The organism is Seohaeicola saemankumensis, assembly GCF_021021435.1.
Classification (GTDB): Bacteria; Pseudomonadota; Alphaproteobacteria; order Rhodobacterales; family Rhodobacteraceae; genus Seohaeicola.
The window spans coordinates 81,062-97,890 of sequence record NZ_JAINWI010000013.1 but is presented as its reverse complement, the minus strand read 5'-3'; the positions used below and the strand labels follow the sequence as shown (position 1 = coordinate 97,890).

The window sequence follows — 16,829 nt, the reverse complement described above, 5'->3', positions numbered from 1 at the left end:
TGATCATCCAACGAAGACCACAGACCGATCCGTTGGTAGAACGCATGACCCGAAAAAGCTCTGACCGGCCAAGACAGGCAATATCAGCCTTTGGTTATCCGATAACAGCGGCTCTAACCCCTCATGGATATTGAATAACCTTAGGGATAAGCGCATTCTCGCCAGTATGAAAAACGCTTTACTCCTCTTTGCGGTTCCGTTCTTTCTTGGACTGGGAGCTACCGCCAGCGCCGCGGAATGTTTTGCCGATTACAAGGCCAAGCGCGACAATCCGCTGCGGCTGCACTACGGCGTGGTGCAGGTCACCGGCCCATGCTCTAACTCGCAGGCGCGCGACGAGATTGCCGCGCGTTTGCAGCGGAATGGATGGACACTTCTGAACGTTTTGTCCCTATTCGATGCCTCTGGTCTGGAAGAGAGAAAGCGCAGTGCAGGACAATTCTACCTCCGCTTCTGAAGCGCGACGGGCCGGTAGCCGGATCGTCACCTTCGGACTGGTCGGGATCGTCGCGATCCTGAGCATCACCGCCGTCTTGCTGTTTCGCAATCTTCCCGACGCCAACGCTTTCAACATGAAAGTCGAGCGCCTTTTCATCGAGAACGATGATCTGACGAACGAGACCGAGATCAGACTGCTCGAAATCCTGGCCCAGAGCGGGACAGCTTTCTCGGAAACCCTTACCTCTTACCGTGTTGCGATCTTTGTGCTGCTGGTATTTGCAACCGCCTTGCTGATTGCAGCGCTTGCGCTTCTGGCGATGCTTGTCGCGCTGAACCGGCGCATGGCCCTGATCGAGGATGCCGGGATTCAGGTCTCCTCGCTGCTGATCAGCCGCGAGGAAAACACGGTTTATCTGAACAATATGGGTTTCAGACTGACCGAAGCCGCGATGGAAACCCTGTCGGTTCTAGCCGAGGCGCGTCTGGATGACGATGTCCTGAGCGGTGCCGAAATCGAAGCCATCGTATCGGGCCGGAACGCCGTCGATTGCGACGAGGCGGCGGGCGCAACGCGGATCAAACGGTTGCGCGACACGTTGGGTAACCAGATGGTCAGTGAATTGCTGGTCAAGAATATCGCAAGACGCGGCTATATGCTGGCTGTGGACAAGGACGTTATAAAGGTTGTCTGAGTCCTTTGCCATTCGTCAAACCGTATCGCGCAGCCAACCCATTGTGAATTCCACCCTGTCGCAGCCCGCAAAACACGCGACGCGGTCCAGTTCGGCCTCAAGCCGCGCCTGACGGCCCTTGCCCCAAGCCACCCCTGCCTCGGGCCACAAACCTGCCACGCGCAGAACGGATTCGTCGCGATGCGCCTTCATGTCGATCCGCCCCACCAGACGTGCCCCTTCCAGAAGCGGGAAAACATAGTAGCCGTAGATCCTTTTCGCGGCGGGCGTAAACACCTCGATCCGGTAGCGGAAATTGAACAGGCGCTCTACCCTGTTGCGATCACGCAGCGCCGGATCGAAGGGGCTAAGCACGCGCAGGCGCTTGGGCAGATCGGGCGCGTCCGACGCCAGTTGCGCTACATCGGGGCGCGCATAGCTGCGGCGCAGGTTGCCATCTGCGGCCTCCACCTCGATCTGGATCAGGCGGCCGTTCATTTCCTGCGATTTGCACCATGTTCGCGCCTCGGCCGGTGTGACCGTGTCCCAGAACGCGGCCAACTCGCCCGGTGTTGCAAAGCCAAGCCGGTCCAGCGCCTGTCCACAGCACCAGTCGACAGTGTGGGCAGGATCATGCGCGATCGCGCGAAACTGGTCAGGGATTACCCTTTCGGCCAGATCATAGTATTTCTGAAAGCCGCTACGCGCTGTCACGGCCAGATCGCCCGCACGCCAGAGATATTCAAGCGCCGTCTTGTCGGGGTGCCAGTCCCACCAGCCACCTGCCTTGCGCGGTGTATCGCCCCGCAAATCAGCCGAACAGACAGGACCGTCCTGACGGATTTGTTTCATGACCGCTGCGGTCCGGTCCAGGAACCCATGTCGTTGCCATTTCTGCCAGCGGCCGCGCAGGGTCTCGGCATCACGGGCAAAGCGCAAACGCCAATGGGGATAGAACGCCATCGGAATTACAGCGGCATCATGGGTCCAGTGTTCGAACACTGCGCGGTCACGCGCCAGCAAATTATCCAACTCGCGTGGCTTGTATCCCTGACGCCGCGCAAACAGGATCATATGATGCGCGCGCTCGACCGTGGCGATGCTGTCAAGTTGCACGAAACCCAGCCGGGTGATCAGCTCTGCAAGGCCAGCAGGACCGCGCCCAAAAGAAGGCCCCGACAAGGCGTGACGCTCCAGAAACAACCGGCGGGCAGCTTCATTGGGCAGGCGGAGCATGACCATCGCCTATGGCCGGCGCAAGGTATCGCCATAGCTAATCTGCGGCTTAAGAACGACTGACGCATCCGTTTCGATCCCGCCTGTCCGGTCCACGATTATTTGCGCCGCGCGGCGTCCGATTTCGGCGCGGCAAGCATCCATCGTGGCCAGTTGGCGCGGCAGGCCCTGAAGCAACTCGACCCCGTTGAAACCAGCAAGGCCGATCCGGTTGGGGATATCATATCCCTGCTCCAGCAACCACAGAAGGCCTCCGGCCCCGATCATGTCGTTCGAGTAATAAAGAAAATCCAGATCCGGTGTCCGCGCGATCATCGCCTGCGTCAACTCGCGCCCCTTGGCCAGTGCCGACCCGCCCGAATAAAATTCGTGATCCGCCACCTCGACGCCCCCTTTGGCCAGCGCCTGCGTAAACCCTTCGAACCGTTTGCGCGCACGGTGATCCAGCGGCATCTGCGTCCCCATGAACCCGATCCGGCGATAGCCGCCTGCCAGGATCGCCTCGCCCATCTCGCGACCGGCGCGCCTATGCGAGATACCTACCATCGCATCGACCGGCGTGCCGTCCGTATCCATGATCTCGACCACGGGAATGCCTGATGCCCGCAACATCGCCCGCGAGGCATCGGAATGTTCCAGCCCTGCAATGATCACGCCGGACGGTCGCCATGACAACATTTCATAGAGAACCTTCTCTTCCTTTTCAGGAAGATAGTCCGTCACGCCGACAACAGGTTGCAGGTCTGTTTCCTCAAGAACTCGGCTAATCCCTGTCATCACCTCGGGAAAGACCATGTTCGACAGCGAGGGAATAATCACCGCCACAAGGTTGACCCGCTGACTGGCCAAGGCCCCGGCAATCTTGTTGGGCACATAGCCCAGCGCCTTGGCAGCCCGTAAAACACGATCACGCGTTGCGACCGAGACATCGCCACGGTTTCGCAAAACACGGCTAACGGTCATCTCTGACACGCCGGATGCCTCGGACACGTCGCGCAGGGTTAGGGGGCGGGGGTCGTTGCGGCTCACGTAATGGCTTTCTGAGAATGATCTTGACCAAACATTGCGACAAGTGCCGGACTTGTTCAAGCGCGCAGGTCGGGCTAAGAGGTTTTTGCGTGGTCCCGTGGCTCAACTGGATAGAGCAGCCCCCTCCTAAGGGGCAGGTTGCAGGTTCGAATCCTGCCGGGGTCACCAGAAAACCCGCGCAGCCGGTCGGTTACGAGCCGATCAGATCTTGGCGTGCGGCGCTTTCGGGTTTGTTCCAGTTGCTGGCCATGCGCGCGGCGATGTCTACCACAAGCTCGACGGCGAGTGTGTCGGGCGATTCCAGCCAGCTTGCGCAGAATGACAGCGGCGGCATGGTCGCTTCGGTGGCGATCCGCTCAAGTTTCCCTTGGCGCAGTTCCGCCTCGACCAGTTCATGCGGGATCACGGCGATGCCGATGCCTTCGGTAGCAAGATGCACCACCGTCGCCATCGAGGCACTGGCATGCAGGTTGATAGGAGGAAGATAAGGCCGGTTGAACAGGGATTTCACCTGCTCATAGGGCTGCGTTTTGCGCGCGAAGGTGATCAGTGGAAATTGCGCCAGATCGCGCACATCGGCTGGATTCGGTACTTGCAAGGCAGGGCTGGCGATAAAACTGACAGGGTATTCGCAAAGCAGCCTGTTGCGCAGCAATGGCGCGGATAATGGCCCCAGCAAAAAGCCGATGTCGATTTCCTGCGCCAGCAGGCGCGCGCGCAGCGATGGGGATATATCAACCTCGATTTCGATCGACAGGTTCGGGTAGATCCGGTGCACTTCCTTGATGAAATCGGGAAGCCACGTGTGCACGATGGTTTCCGCGACACCCAGACGGATCACACCGCGCACGGCTTCTGCGTCGCGCAGGCTGGCCAGCATTTCCGCGCGCATCGCAAGGATTTTCTCGGCATAGACCAGCAGTTGACGCCCGCGCAGCGTTGGCGCGACATTGCGGCTTTCGCGGGTCAGCAGTTTCGCACCCACTTCCGCCTCGAGTTGCGCAATGCGGTGCGAGATGGCCGGTTGGGTCGTGTTCAGTTTCTGCGCGGCCCCACGGAAGCTGCCCAGCGCGGCCACCCATAAAAAGGTTTCAAGCCCTTTGAAATCTACCATCGGGTCCATCCAATGTGGCAGGTCAGGGCGTCAGCCAGCCCTGTGCCGCGCGGCATGTCAAGCCTGCCCATGGCTGGACCGACCCTTCCGGCCCGCGATCACTGCCATGATGACAGTTGCCAGAACTGATGCTGCAAGCGCCACGGCAAAGGCAAGACCTGCTGGAAGGTGCACAAGAAACAGCGCCAGACAAAAGCAGAAGGTTGCAAGGCTGCTAAGGCCGTTAAGACCCGCATAGGCCGTCTGTCCGGCAAAATCACCGCCGTGATCCAGATGCAAGGATATGGCGATCACGGTGAAGCCGATGGGGAAGGCCATGATCGCACCGGAAAACCCCGCGCCCAGCGCTGACGCTCCCAAGGTGACAGCCCCGACCAGAAGGCCCGCCAGCAAGCCGCGCAGAACGAGCAAACCCCAATTGGTGCCCGCCGTGCGGGTCACCTGACCCGAGATCAAGCGCCGCCCCAACCTGCGCGCCAGCAAGGTGACAATTGCGAACAATACCGCACCGACCAGCGGATTATGCGGCATCATGCCCAGAGGCAGGGCAAGCATCAGCCAAGCCAAGGCCCCGCCCGCAACCGATCTGAAAGGCCCGTTGCCACGAGCGAGTGCTACAAAGGCCAGCAGGAAGGCCTGCGTGGCGCAAAGCGAGAACAGCGCACCGGCGGAAGCTTGGGAGACAAACTCCGGCGACTGGTCGAAAAGCATGAAACCCAGGCCAGGTGCCAGCACGATGGGCAGACCGACAACCACGCCGCCAATGCTCGGGCCCAAGCGCGCTGCAATCCACGAGATCATCACAACGATGAAGGCCGTACCCGCCATTCGGACGGCAAATTCGCTCCAGACCGCCGGATCGGTCACGACTGCAAAAGCAATTCGATCCGCTGTGCCGCATCCAGAACCTGCCAGTCCTGACCGCCGGGCGCGAAAATCATCAGGCCGGTTGCAAGCCGTTTCGCCCGTTGCATCGGCAGGGTGGCGGCACAGCCGTCCAAAAAGTTCACAGCAGATGGATTGCGCAGCATCAAGGCGTTCAGGCGGTCAAAATCAGCCTCGACCTCGGACATCAGCGGCGCCACGGTTGGGACAGTCGGCAGGATGAAGGCGTCAAACTCGGCGGCCAAGCCCTCGAACGCAGCGATGGCCATTGCGCGTTGCGCCAGCCTGTCTGTGTATTCGGTCGCGTTAAAACCTTCGGCCGACAATATCCTGCGCAGAACACGCGGATCGCCAAGGGTCTTCAAGCCTTCAAGATGGTGCGCGTGGATGGCATAGGCCTCGGTCGCAACAACGATGCGGTTCACATCACCAAACCCTTCGAGCGCAGGCAAATGCGTCTCGGATATCGTGTGCCCCGCAGCGCGCAACGCGACAAGGGCCGCATCGAAATCTGCGGCTACCTGCTTGTCCAACCCTTCCATTAGCGGGCCTTGCAGCACGGCAAGCTTTAGCGGACGCTCAACGGCTTTGGCAGGTGCTGTGCCGGCAGACAGAATTGCATGAACCGCCGCGCAGGTTGCGATACGCGCTGCAAGCGGCCCGATGCTGTCGAAGGTTTGCGACAGAGGGAACGCTCCTTCCAGTGGCACGGTAGATTGCGTGGGTTTGAACCCAGCAAGACCGTTCAGTGCTGCGGGAATACGGACCGACCCGCCCGTATCGGTGCCCAGCGCAATATCCGCCAGACCAAGGGCGACCGACACGGCACCGCCCGAACTGGACCCACCCGAAATCCGCTGAGGGTCACGCGCATTGCCCGTATTTCCTGTATGCGGATTCAAACCGACACCGGAATAGGCGAATTCGGACATGGTGGTACGCCCGCAAGGCACCGCACCAGCTGCCTTGAGCCTGGCAACAGCAGGCGCATCCGAATGTGCCGCAGGCGTGTCAGCCAGAATGACCGAACCTGCCGTGGTGACATGCCCTGCCTCGTCGAAAAGGTCCTTGATCGACACGAACTGGCCCGCCAGCGGTCCGGCACGGCGGGTCTGATCCGCGTCCAGTGCCTTTGCATCCTGCATGACGCGGGATGCGTCAAATCTGGTATAGATCCGCGACATGACCGCAGCGGGCATATCCATGGCACGGTCGATCAGATGGCGCGCACGGTCTTCGGCGCGGAAGGTGATGCGCCCGCAGGGCGACGTCAGAGGCGAGTTTGTCATTGGGTTCCTAGCGGTCAGGCAATCACGGGAAGGGTTATCATGTGATACGCATGTTCGATGCGCCGGCCCAGCTTGTCATCAATCATTTCCATCCGAAACTCTTTTGCCGGACGCACCCCGCCGGAAAGCACGGCAAAGGTACCGCACATCATGACCGTTCCAGCAATCAGTCTGCCACCGCCCTGCGTCAACGGGTTCGCGGCAAGAAGCTCGGACAGCGGACGGATCGAGGCGATTTTTCCGTCCTGATAGGGCACCCAATCCCCCCCATCGCGAATGAAGGACCGAATGCGGATTTCGTCCAGATGGCCAGCGACCTCGTCGAAATCCCATAGGACAGGGGCAATTGGCTTGGGACATATCTGCTTGGAGTGGGCGACAGAATAAGCTTCCAGCTTACGGTCTGTATGATCGGATCCAAGCCCCAGATAAAGTCGGCTGCCATCGTCAACCAAGGTCGGCTCGGCCTCGCCGGACGCGGTCTCGTCGAGACACTGGATCTGGCGGTCGGTCGTGAACATCAGATCCGACACGCGATAATAAAGCGGCACTGTCGTCGGAGCAGGCACACCGATCTCGGCCAGTTCCGCGATATGGTGGGCCACGGCATCGGCATTGCGGCCAGTCCAGCCCGCGATCACGCCAGCCTTGATATCGATCCGGACCGGCCCATGGCCTGCGCGTTCAAACGTCAGTTCTTGACCCATAGTTGCATTTTGCTCCTGCAGTTTGGATGGTTGATTGTCGCGCCTCAGACCGGGGCAAACAAAAGGGCTATGGACGGGAAGGCAATCAGCAGCCCCACCATCACCAGCATGACGAAGACGAAAGGTATCGCGCCCATCATCACATCGCTCAGACGCCCCTCCTTGCGCGCGCCCTGCACGACATAAAGGTTCAGACCGACAGGCGGGGTGATCAGTGCCATCTCGATCAGCACGATCAAAAGGATACCGAACCAGACCTTGTCGAAACCAAGGTCGATCACGATGGGCACGACAATCGGAATGGTCGCGATCATCAGCGCCAGAGTTTCGATAAAAAAGCCAAGCACGATATACATCAGTACGATGATCAACAGCATGCCGTAAGGACCAAGGCCGAAACCTTCCAGAAAGCCCGACAAGGCCCGGTTCAAGCCAGTTGCACCAAGGGCGAAGTTCAGGAAATAGGCCCCGACGATCACGAACATAACCATAGACGTGGTGCGGATCGTGCCCAGAAGGGCGGCGCGCATGTTTTCAAGCGTGACCGCCCCATAAAAAGCCGCAATGCCCAGCGCCATCACAACACCGATGGCCGCAGCCTCGGTCGGGGTGGCCCAACCGCTATAGATCGAGCCGATGATGATGGCAAAAACCATCAGCACAGGGATAAGATGCGGCAGGCCTGCCATTCGTTCGGCCCATGTGAAACTGCGACTTGGCCCGCCCCAAGCGGGTTTGATGGTGCACAGGATCGCCGTGATGATCATGAAACCCAAAGCCATCAAAAGGCCCGGGACAATCCCCGCCATGAACAGCTGCGGCACGGATGTCTGCGTCAGAAAGCCGTAAACGATCAGGTTGATCGAGGGCGGCAGCAGAATGCCCAGCGCCCCGCCTGCCGCAATCGCACCGGCAAACAGACGTTGGTCATAACCCTGTTTGCGCGCTTGCGGCATGGCCACTGTGGCCACTGTCGCCGCTGTCGCCACGGACGAGCCGGACGTCGCGGAAAACATCGTGGCCGTTCCAATATTGGCATGGATCAGACCACCGGGCAGCCACGAGAACCATGTGTCCAGCGTCGCGTAAGTACGCTCGGCGATACCTGCGCGCACCAGAATCTCGCCCAGCAGCACGAACAGGGGAATGGCGATCAAAAGGAAGCTGTCGGACGAGGAATAGACCATCTGCCCCAAGCCACGCATAAGCGGCATGGCCGAGAAAAACTCATCCAGACCGAAGCCAAGGATAAACAGCGCCGCACCGACCGGCACCGAGAGCGCCAGTAGAACGGCAAGGCCGATCGAGACATACCAGATCATTCGACATCTCCTGTCTCGACCGGGATCGAGGCAATCTGCTCGACCAGTTCAAAGCGGCGCAGTGCTGTCAGGAAAACCGTGATCCCCAGCAGGAGTCCCGAGGTAACGACCATCCAGGCCCAGCCGCCGAACCAGACGATCTGCGGCATCCACAAGGGCACGCCCAAAGGCGTGTTCGACCGCGACCCCCGCGCCAGCGATTTGGCCAGGACATCATAAGCGTGCCATGCGACCAGTACGGCCACCAGCAACACACTGGCCATGGCCACGATATCCAGAACGGCGCGACCAGCCACTGGCAGACGGGAATGGATCAGGTCGATCCGCACATGTGCCCGCTCGACAAGCGCATAGGAAAATCCCCATGTGGCAATCGCTGCCATCACATAGCCTGACAGTTCATCAGCGCCACCGACCCGCATCGCGGGAAACTGGCGGCCCAGAACCTCGGTCATGATCAGTGCAACGGCTGCCAGAAGAACGGTCCCGCAGAGCAGGGCAATCCATCGGTTGGCGGTCCTGAGGATGCCGGCGATCTGCATCGCCCCTCCGGCCAGTCTATCCGAATCTGTCATATTGCCCTGCTCCTTTTTGCTGTGTCACCAAGGACGCTTAGTTGGTGATGCTGACGCCCAGTGCCGCGCCGACGCTGTCATTCCAGCGCTGCGCCCAGTCACCACCGGCACGTTCCGCCCAGTCCGGCAGGATCGAGGCTTCCAGCACTTCGACGGCACGGGCTTGATCGGCTTCGCCCAGTTCCACCAGCGTCATCGAGGCTGCTGCACCGGCGGCGCATTCACCTGAACCAGTCAGGCAAGCGATATCGCGGGCAAGTGCGCCACCGGCATCGTCCCATGCGGGATCTTCAAAGCCTGTCTTGGCCTGCTCGGTCAGAAATTCCTGCACGGCAGGATCAAGCGCTTCCCACGCATCTAGGTTCACAGCAGTGATTACAGGGTCCCAGCCACCCAGCGGAAGATTGACCAGATGGGTCGAGGATTCGTACCAGCCCGATGCATAACCCGAACCGGCACCGGTCACGGCACAATCAATCACGCCACGCTCCAGCGCACCTGGCACTTCCGAGAAGGCCATCGTGATGCCTTCGGCACCCAGCGCTTCGAGGAACAGTGTTGTCATACGACCGGAACCACGGATTTTCTTGCCCTCAAGATCGGCAAGGCTGGCGATTTCGGCATTACAGAACACGATCTGCGGCGGATAGGGCGCGATGGCCAGCATGTGCGAGTTGAAACGGTCGCGCATGATATCGGCCACCATCGGCTTGGCGGCTTCGACCATCTGGCGTGCAGAGTCGGCATCAATGGCCAGCAGCGGCACATCAAGACCTTCCAGTTCCGGCGCATCGGCGACGGTATAGTCACCCACGGTCATCCCGATGTCGAATACGCCGTCACCCAGCATGCGGAACACATCGCCACCGGCGACGCCCATCTGGTCAAAGGTCGTCATGCTGACGGTCACCTTGCCGCCGGATGCTTCCGGAACAGCGACTTCCCAGAAGTTGCGCTCGAAATTCTTGTAAAGCGGCAGGTTGCTCCAGCTGCCGACAACCGACAACTCGGTTTCAGGCAGATCCTGTGCAGTCGCGGTCAATGCCAGCGGCACCAGAGCGACAGAAGCGAGCAGGGAACGGAATACGGGTTTCATCTGTTTTCTCCTTGTTGAGGTCGGTTCTTGGTCTTGAACACGTGAACGGCGTTGTGCCGTCATGCGTCGGTCGGAAGGTCAGTCACCAGCATGTGTCCCGGCTCGTGCATGATCGCGAGTTCGGGGCGGGCTTTGCGGATCGCGGATTGCGGGGTCACGCCGCAAGCCCAGAACACGGGTACATCACCGGGCGACAGGATCGGCGCATCACCGAATTCCGGCGCGTTGATATCCTTGATCCCGATCGCGGCAGGATCGCCGAAATGCACAGGCGCACCGTGCGCCTGCGGCATTTGCGCCGAAATTACCATGGCACGGATCGCGTCCCGAGTCGAAAAGCCGCGCATCGACACGACCATCGGCCCGCCGAACGGTCCCGCGCTATGGGTCTGGATGTTGGTCACATACATCGGCACATTGCGGCTGGCCTCGATATGCCGGACAGGAATGCGGGCCTGCAGCAGTGCTGTCTCGAAGGAAAACGAGCAGCCGATGACAAAGGTCACGAAATCGTCCTGCCACAGCTCGCTGATATCGGTCAGTCCCTCGGCCGGTTCGCCATTGCGGAACACACGGTAGCGCGGCACGTCCGAGCGAATATCAATGCCTTCACCCAGCATCGGCAAGGCCGGATCACCCGGCTCGGACACCCCCAGAATGGGCGCAGGCTTGGGGTTGACCACACAGAAGCGCAAGAAGTCCGCTGCCAGATCGCGCGGCAGGATCACGACATTGCCCTGCTGAAACCCTTTCGATTGACCACTTGTCGGTGCGGCAAACCTGCCTTCGCGGCTGGCCAGCCGAAGATCGGCAGCAGTATCGAAAACGGGTGCTTTTTGCTGCGGCATATCGGACAGGTCTCCTGATGTCTTTCCGGTTTGCGAGAGATCTCAAGCGGATGTTCTTGAGCAAGTAAGCCCGAAAGATGAGAATTAGTCGAATTTTAAGTTTTCATCGCTTTCGATCAATTCTACTTATCACAAGTGGAGGTTCAGAAGATATTGGAACGCTCATATTGCACCGGCCAGACGACGTTTTGCGCCTTGAGCATGGTCGCGGCCTTCAGCGGCCAATGCGGATCTGCCAGCAAGCCACGGCCAAGAAGCACCAGATCGGCATCACCGTTGGCGATGATGGATTCGGCCAGATCGGGCGCATTGATCAACCCGACAGCACCGGTCGCCAGACCCGTTTCGGTCCGTATCTGCCGCGCAAATGGCACCTGATAGCCGGGATGGATCGGAATCTGCTGGCGCGGATCATTGCCACCGGACGAGCTATCAATCAGGTCCACATCTCCCCGCGCTTTCAGAAGCTTGCAAAGTCGCACACTGTCTTCGGCGGTCCAGCCGCCCTCGACCCAGTCACTGATACTCAGCCGCACGAAAAGCGGCAGATCGGCGGGCCATTCGCTGCGCATGGCATCCAGCGATTCAACAAGGAACCGGATGCGATTGTCGAAACTGCCGCCATAACTATCCCTGCGGTCATTGCTGAGGGGCGAATAAAACTGATGGATCAGATAGCCATGCGCGGCATGCAGTTCCACAATCTTGAAACCAGCCTCGAAAGCGCGGCGTGTCGCCTGCGCCAAGGCATCAAGCTCGGCCTGAATGCCGGCACTGTCCAAGGCGGTCGGTATCGGCCAACCATCGGCATAGGCCAACGCCGAGGGACCAACCGTGGTCCACCCCCCGTCGGAGGGAGGGACAGGGCGCGTGCCTTCCCATGGCCGCCCAACCGACGCCTTGCGTCCCGCATGACCCAACTGGATCGCAGGCACAGCCCCCTGTCTTGCCACAAAGCCCGCAATCCGTGCGAGCGCATCGCGCTGTGCATCATTCCACAGCCCGAGGTCATGCGCGGTGATCCGGCCACGCGGCGCGACATGCACGGCTTCGGTGCACACAATCCCCGCCCCGCCCGTCGCCCGCGCGCCAAGATGGGTGAAATGCCAGTCATTGGGTGTCCCGTCCTGTGCGGAATACTGGCACATCGGCGACAGCATGATCCGGTTGCGAACCGTGACAGAGCGGAAAGTGATCGGACGGAACAGATGCGGGTTCGGGTCGCGGCGCAGAATACGGCGCGCATTCTCGCCGGTGACGCGCGAGTCTGCAGATGCATTGGTTTCAGACATGATGCCTCCTTAAGGGACATGCAGCGGAGCCTGACAGGGACCATGCTGCGACTGTCACGGACAGACGCATTGGTAGCTTGGACAATCGCCATAAGTCGAATTTTTATATTTTATCCAATGCGATCAGATTAATTGATCACTTAATCTTGGCCAAACACTCGCGGGGCAAGCGGATAACGGATCGGCCGTTCCGGCCCCTGATCCGTGACAATCACCATCTCGCCCAAAGCGGCACCGCCAAGTCGGGGCAGAAACAGATTGGGATGCAATTCCAGAACCATGCCGGACGCCAGGATACAGCCCTTGCCGGCAGGACGCGCCGGAAACTCGGCAAGGCCATAGCCCTGCACAAAGGCATCCGTCAGGATCGGATCCTCATAAGACAGGCCAAGTCCGTGCCCGAAACGGAACCGTTGGGCGGCGCGCATATCCAGACCGGACGTGCCAGCCGCGAAAGCCGCCTCCATCGCGTCAGCCAGATCGGCCAGCGCCACTCCGGGTCGGGCAAGTGCCAGCCCTGCTTCCAGACAATCAGACACAATCCGCAGCAAGGCGGCATGATCCTGCCGCAAAGGACCAACCGACCCCGTCCGGATGCCATGCGCCCAGTGCCCGTCAACTGTCAGCGCAATACCGAACAGAACCTGATCACCTTCGGCCACAAAATCACCGGTTTCCGAGGGCCAGTAGCGGGGACGATCGGCAACCGGACGCACTGTCAGCCATGTGCGGCAGTAATCTGCACCCTGCGACAAGGCCAACGCCTCAAGCTCCCGCTGGGCCGACAGCGCTGATGTGCCGGGCCTCAGGAATTTGGGCAACGCCACAAAAAGCGTATCGCAAATCGCTGCTCCTTGCCGGTGAACCTGCAGGGCCGACGGCTCTTTGATCAGCCGCATACTGTCCAGAAAACCCGCTGCTTCCACATCATCACGCAAGACCAAGGCTAGCTGACCCGCCATCCCCGTTGGCAATTCGTCGATCCCGATCAGCCCGATATCACCAGTGGGCACTTGCAGGCGGATCAGCGACATCCAGTTCGCGGGCGGCGCATAGACGGGGGCAAGTTCCGGCACGCTGTCGACCGCAAGAGGCGCCATAAAAGGGCTATTGACGATCAACCTTGCGCCTTGAGGTGACAAAACCAGAAGTGATGCGGATTCATGTCCGTCCCAACCGGTCAGATATCGCAGGGCACCATGCGATTTCGTTCCGCCACCTAGCGCACTGCCCATACCGAAGACCATCACAGGACGCTGCAAACCGTCCATCAGCGCGCGCCGTCGCCCAGCGTAGACATCCGGATCAAGCGCCTTCAGGGACGTAACCCGCAGCCCGGCTGTGGCTTGCGACCTACCCGTCAACGCAAGCGGTTAGGGCAAGAGAGCAATTGCGCGTCATACATCACAGCGCGATCCTGCACGGTGCCCGCGATCCTTACCAGCCAGCTTTTGGCGTTATAGGAACCGCGGGCATAGCCCGTGTGTCCCTCGTGATATGCCAGATACTGGTTGCGCGCATCCGTCAGGGCAATGCCGTTACGCTCACGCGTGCGGTTCATGTACCAGCCCATAAAGTCGGTCGCATCCTCGATCCGGTCACGCTTTGCGCTCATCCGGCGTTGATCGACCTGATATTCCCGCCAAGTCGCATCCAGTGCCTGACTATATCCGTAGGCTGAACTTTGCCTGCCCATCGGGATCACACCCAGCGTATACTGGAACGGAGTCCGAGCATTCCCGATAAACTTGCTTTCCTGATAGATCGTGGCCATCTGCACGGCGACCGGAACATTCCAGCGCCTTTCTGTCGCACGCAGGGCACGGGCGTAAGTGGGGCGCTCACCCAGAAGGGCACATGCGTTGTCCAGATTGCGCGGCGCCGAGAATTCAGGGCTGCCACAGGACGCAAGAACCATCAACAGGATCAAGGCGCGAAGATATCTGCTCATCTGCCTCTCGTTTCTTTGAACGATTTTTATTCCTTCAACCCTAACGGAAAGATCAAGAGGATGGAATGACAATTGCGTTTGAACTGCCGACCTGTGGCGCAGTTTCGCTGAATTCCGCACAAAAACGTGACCCCACAGAAAAAACTCTTTTTCTGCACGCATTTGTGGCACTGTTATGGCAGTGACCACACACTGTTTCCCTGCATTTACGCCCTAGTATTGGACAAATAGCCCTTGAAAGGTCTAATCAGGGGGAATAGGGGCCGCATCGCAATGTTGAAAACACGCGCAAAATATCATTTGGGCCAGGTAGTCCGCCACAAGAAGCATCCCTTTCGTGGTGTTGTCTTTGACGTGGACCCACAGTTCAACAACACTGAGGAATGGTATGACGCCATTCCCGAAGACAGTCGTCCTGTCAAAGAACAGCCCTTTTATCACCTGCTCGCCGAAAACGACCAAAGCTATTACGTGGCCTATGTGTCCGAGCAGAACCTGATCGCGGACTATTCAGGCGAGCCTGTCGATCACCCTGACATCCCCGATCTGTTCGGGCCGTTTCAGGACGGGCACTACCCGTTGCACTTCCAACTGAATTGACGACAAGCTGTCAGGGCAGTCCATCGGCCTGCCCCGAACACGCGTGTCAGTATCCCAATGCGCAGCCATCCTTGCGCGGATCAGATGCACCTTCCAGTACTCCATCCTCGCGGATCAGAATGGATTGGGCCCCGCCGATCGGACTTTCCGCCAGACTGACCTGATGACCCATATCAGCAAGCGCGGCGCGCACGGTATCCGGATAGCCGCTTTCGACTTTGAGCAGCGACCCTTCGGCAAAGGCGCGTGGTGCGTTGATAGAGGTCTGCGCATCCATCCCGAAGTCCACTATATTCGAAACAAAACGCGCATGACCTGTTGACTGGTAGGCTCCGCCCATGACGCCGAAAGGCATCGTCACTTGTCCGTCCACCCGCAGCATTCCCGGAATGATCGTATGCATTGGACGTTTGCCGGCAGCCATCTCGTTGGGGTGCCCCGCCTCGAGCGTGAAGCCAGCGCCACGGTTCTGCAACAGAATCCCGTACTTCTCGGAGGCGATACCAGACCCGAACGGATGGAACAGCGAATAGATCAACGAGACCGCCATACGGTCTTTATCGACCACAGTAATATACACCGTATCCTTGTGGATCGCCTCGCTGGCCTCATGCGCCGAGGCCATGGCCCGCTTGGGGTTGATCAGCCCCGCCAGTTTTCTGGCTGTCTCGGGTGACAGCATATGATCCAGCCGCGTCGTGTGATCGGGGTCGGCAATGAAACGGTTGCGGGCGTCATAGGCCAGACGCGTCGCCTCGGCCTCGATATGCAGACGCTCTGTCCCAAGCGGGTCCATACCTGCGACATCGAAATGCGACAGGATGTTCAGGATCAGGATTGCTGTCGCCCCCTGACCGTTTGGCGCATGCTCGACCAACTCGGTGCCTTTATACAGTCCGCTAACCGGATCGTTGTAATTGCAGCGCTGGCCCGCGAAATCGGACAATTCATGCACACCGCCTGCTGCTTTCAACGCCGCCACAAGATCCTCGGCAACTTCGCCCTCGTAAAAACCGGCGCGACCGTTCTTGGCGATGCGGCGCAACGCCTGCGCCTGCGCGGGCAGGCTGAAGATCTGTCCTTGCGCAGGCACCTTGCCATCGGGAAGGTAGAATTGCGGCGCATGCCCCTGAAGGGATTTTGCCGCACCGGGCCAATCCATCGCCACACGCGGCCCGACCGGGACACCCTGTTCGGCATAGCGGATCGCAGGCGCAAGAAGCGCATCTATTCCAAGCTTGCCGTGATCTTCGGACAAGGCGCAAAAGGCATCCACGGCACCGGGGATTGTCACGGCCTCGACGCCGTGAATTGGCACTGTTGCCATGCCACGGGCGCGCATGGCTTCAGCATCAGTTGCCGCAGGCGCGCGCCCTGACCCGTTAAGTGCCACAATGTCGGGTTGTCCCGGCTTGGAAATCAGCACAAAGCAATCGCCACCGATTCCGCACATATGCGGCTCGCAAATCCCCAGAAGGACGGCGCCGGCAATGGCGGCATCCATCGCGGTGCCGCCGCGTTCCAGCGTTTCAACAGCCACTTTCGCAGCCAGCGGATGTGATGTGGCACACATCCCGTTTGTCGCCATGACCGTAGACCGGCCTGGCATCTGGAAATCTCGCATGGGGAACCCTCCGTTTGTTCTGCACGCACAGTAGGAGCGGCGCACAAGAATGCCAACTAGCTGATGGAGAGGGTGAAGTTCCCGACGCTACGCACTGGGTGGGGGCAATTTTAAACGCAACGCCGGGAGAAGCTATGCAGCTACAAAGG

At 59.7% G+C, this 16,829-nt stretch carries 17 protein-coding genes and 1 tRNA gene; 4 read left to right on the top strand and 14 right to left on the bottom strand.

Features of this window, described 5'->3' with window-relative positions; translation table 11 throughout:
• Positions 1 to 166 precede the first annotated feature (166 nt).
• Positions 167 to 457 (top strand): hypothetical protein, encoded by a 291-nt coding sequence (locus K7H22_RS11685; RefSeq protein WP_230800999.1) that lies wholly within the window; start codon positions 167 to 169, stop codon positions 455 to 457.
• A complete protein-coding gene (locus K7H22_RS11680; RefSeq protein WP_230800998.1) occupies positions 429 to 1,133 on the top strand; it encodes a winged helix-turn-helix domain-containing protein in 705 nt (234 codons plus the stop codon). Before K7H22_RS11685 ends, K7H22_RS11680 begins: the two co-directional genes overlap by 29 nt.
• A gap of 15 nt (positions 1,134 to 1,148) precedes the next feature.
• On the opposite strand, the gene K7H22_RS11675 is transcribed toward K7H22_RS11680, so the two are convergent.
• Positions 1,149 to 2,354, bottom strand: a complete 1,206-nt coding sequence (locus K7H22_RS11675; RefSeq protein ID WP_230800997.1) for a winged helix-turn-helix domain-containing protein — start codon at positions 2,352 to 2,354, stop codon at positions 1,149 to 1,151.
• Positions 2,355 to 2,357: 3 nt separating this feature from the next.
• Complete coding sequence (locus K7H22_RS11670; RefSeq protein ID WP_230800996.1) at positions 2,358 to 3,377, bottom strand: LacI family DNA-binding transcriptional regulator; 1,020 nt, start codon at positions 3,375 to 3,377, stop codon at positions 2,358 to 2,360.
• A gap of 91 nt (positions 3,378 to 3,468) precedes the next feature.
• On the opposite strand from K7H22_RS11670, the gene K7H22_RS11665 reads away from it, so the two are divergent.
• Positions 3,469 to 3,545, top strand: a tRNA-Arg gene (locus K7H22_RS11665).
• A 22-nt stretch (positions 3,546 to 3,567) separates the two neighbouring features.
• On the opposite strand, the gene K7H22_RS11660 is transcribed toward K7H22_RS11665, so the two are convergent.
• The 11 genes from K7H22_RS11660 to K7H22_RS11610 all read right to left on the bottom strand — a co-directional run bounded on the left by K7H22_RS11660 (position 3,568) and on the right by K7H22_RS11610 (position 14,456).
• Positions 3,568 to 4,491 (bottom strand): LysR family transcriptional regulator, encoded by a 924-nt coding sequence (locus tag K7H22_RS11660; RefSeq protein ID WP_230800995.1) that lies wholly within the window; start codon positions 4,489 to 4,491, stop codon positions 3,568 to 3,570.
• 57 nt (positions 4,492 to 4,548) lie between these two features.
• Entirely contained in the window at positions 4,549 to 5,358 is an 810-nt protein-coding gene (locus K7H22_RS11655; protein WP_230800994.1) for a hypothetical protein, read from the bottom strand.
• On the bottom strand, positions 5,355 to 6,665 hold the full coding sequence (locus K7H22_RS11650; RefSeq protein WP_230800993.1) for an amidase family protein: 1,311 nt from the start codon (positions 6,663 to 6,665) through the stop codon (positions 5,355 to 5,357). The genes K7H22_RS11655 and K7H22_RS11650 overlap by 4 nt, the downstream gene beginning before the upstream one ends.
• Before the next feature lie 14 nt (positions 6,666 to 6,679).
• A complete protein-coding gene (locus tag K7H22_RS11645; RefSeq protein WP_230800992.1) occupies positions 6,680 to 7,372 on the bottom strand; it encodes a DUF2848 domain-containing protein in 693 nt (230 codons plus the stop codon).
• 44 nt (positions 7,373 to 7,416) lie between these two features.
• A complete protein-coding gene (locus K7H22_RS11640) occupies positions 7,417 to 8,694 on the bottom strand; it encodes a TRAP transporter large permease (protein WP_230800991.1) in 1,278 nt (425 codons plus the stop codon).
• Complete coding sequence (locus K7H22_RS11635; RefSeq protein WP_230800990.1) at positions 8,691 to 9,269, bottom strand: TRAP transporter small permease subunit; 579 nt, start codon at positions 9,267 to 9,269, stop codon at positions 8,691 to 8,693. The genes K7H22_RS11640 and K7H22_RS11635 overlap by 4 nt, the downstream gene beginning before the upstream one ends.
• Positions 9,270 to 9,306: 37 nt before the next feature.
• A complete protein-coding gene (locus K7H22_RS11630) occupies positions 9,307 to 10,365 on the bottom strand; it encodes a TRAP transporter substrate-binding protein (RefSeq protein WP_230800989.1) in 1,059 nt (352 codons plus the stop codon).
• 59 nt (positions 10,366 to 10,424) lie between these two features.
• Positions 10,425 to 11,213 carry a putative hydro-lyase gene (locus K7H22_RS11625; RefSeq protein WP_230800988.1) on the bottom strand — a complete coding sequence of 263 codons (789 nt, stop codon included), beginning with the start codon at positions 11,211 to 11,213 and terminating at the stop codon, positions 10,425 to 10,427.
• 143 nt (positions 11,214 to 11,356) lie between these two features.
• Entirely contained in the window at positions 11,357 to 12,505 is a 1,149-nt protein-coding gene (locus K7H22_RS11620) for an NADH:flavin oxidoreductase/NADH oxidase (RefSeq protein WP_230800987.1), read from the bottom strand.
• A gap of 140 nt (positions 12,506 to 12,645) precedes the next feature.
• Positions 12,646 to 13,776 carry a M24 family metallopeptidase gene (locus K7H22_RS11615; protein WP_230800986.1) on the bottom strand — a complete coding sequence of 377 codons (1,131 nt, stop codon included), beginning with the start codon at positions 13,774 to 13,776 and terminating at the stop codon, positions 12,646 to 12,648.
• Positions 13,777 to 13,865: 89 nt separating this feature from the next.
• On the bottom strand, positions 13,866 to 14,456 hold the full coding sequence (locus K7H22_RS11610; RefSeq protein WP_230800985.1) for a lytic transglycosylase: 591 nt from the start codon (positions 14,454 to 14,456) through the stop codon (positions 13,866 to 13,868).
• A gap of 273 nt (positions 14,457 to 14,729) precedes the next feature.
• On the opposite strand from K7H22_RS11610, the gene hspQ reads away from it, so the two are divergent.
• Positions 14,730 to 15,056 (top strand): heat shock protein HspQ, encoded by a 327-nt coding sequence (gene hspQ / locus K7H22_RS11605; protein ID WP_230800984.1) that lies wholly within the window; start codon positions 14,730 to 14,732, stop codon positions 15,054 to 15,056.
• A 46-nt stretch (positions 15,057 to 15,102) separates the two neighbouring features.
• On the opposite strand, the gene K7H22_RS11600 is transcribed toward hspQ, so the two are convergent.
• Positions 15,103 to 16,680 (bottom strand): gamma-glutamyltransferase family protein, encoded by a 1,578-nt coding sequence (locus K7H22_RS11600; RefSeq protein WP_230800983.1) that lies wholly within the window; start codon positions 16,678 to 16,680, stop codon positions 15,103 to 15,105.
• Between the last annotated feature and the right edge of the window lie 149 nt (positions 16,681 to 16,829).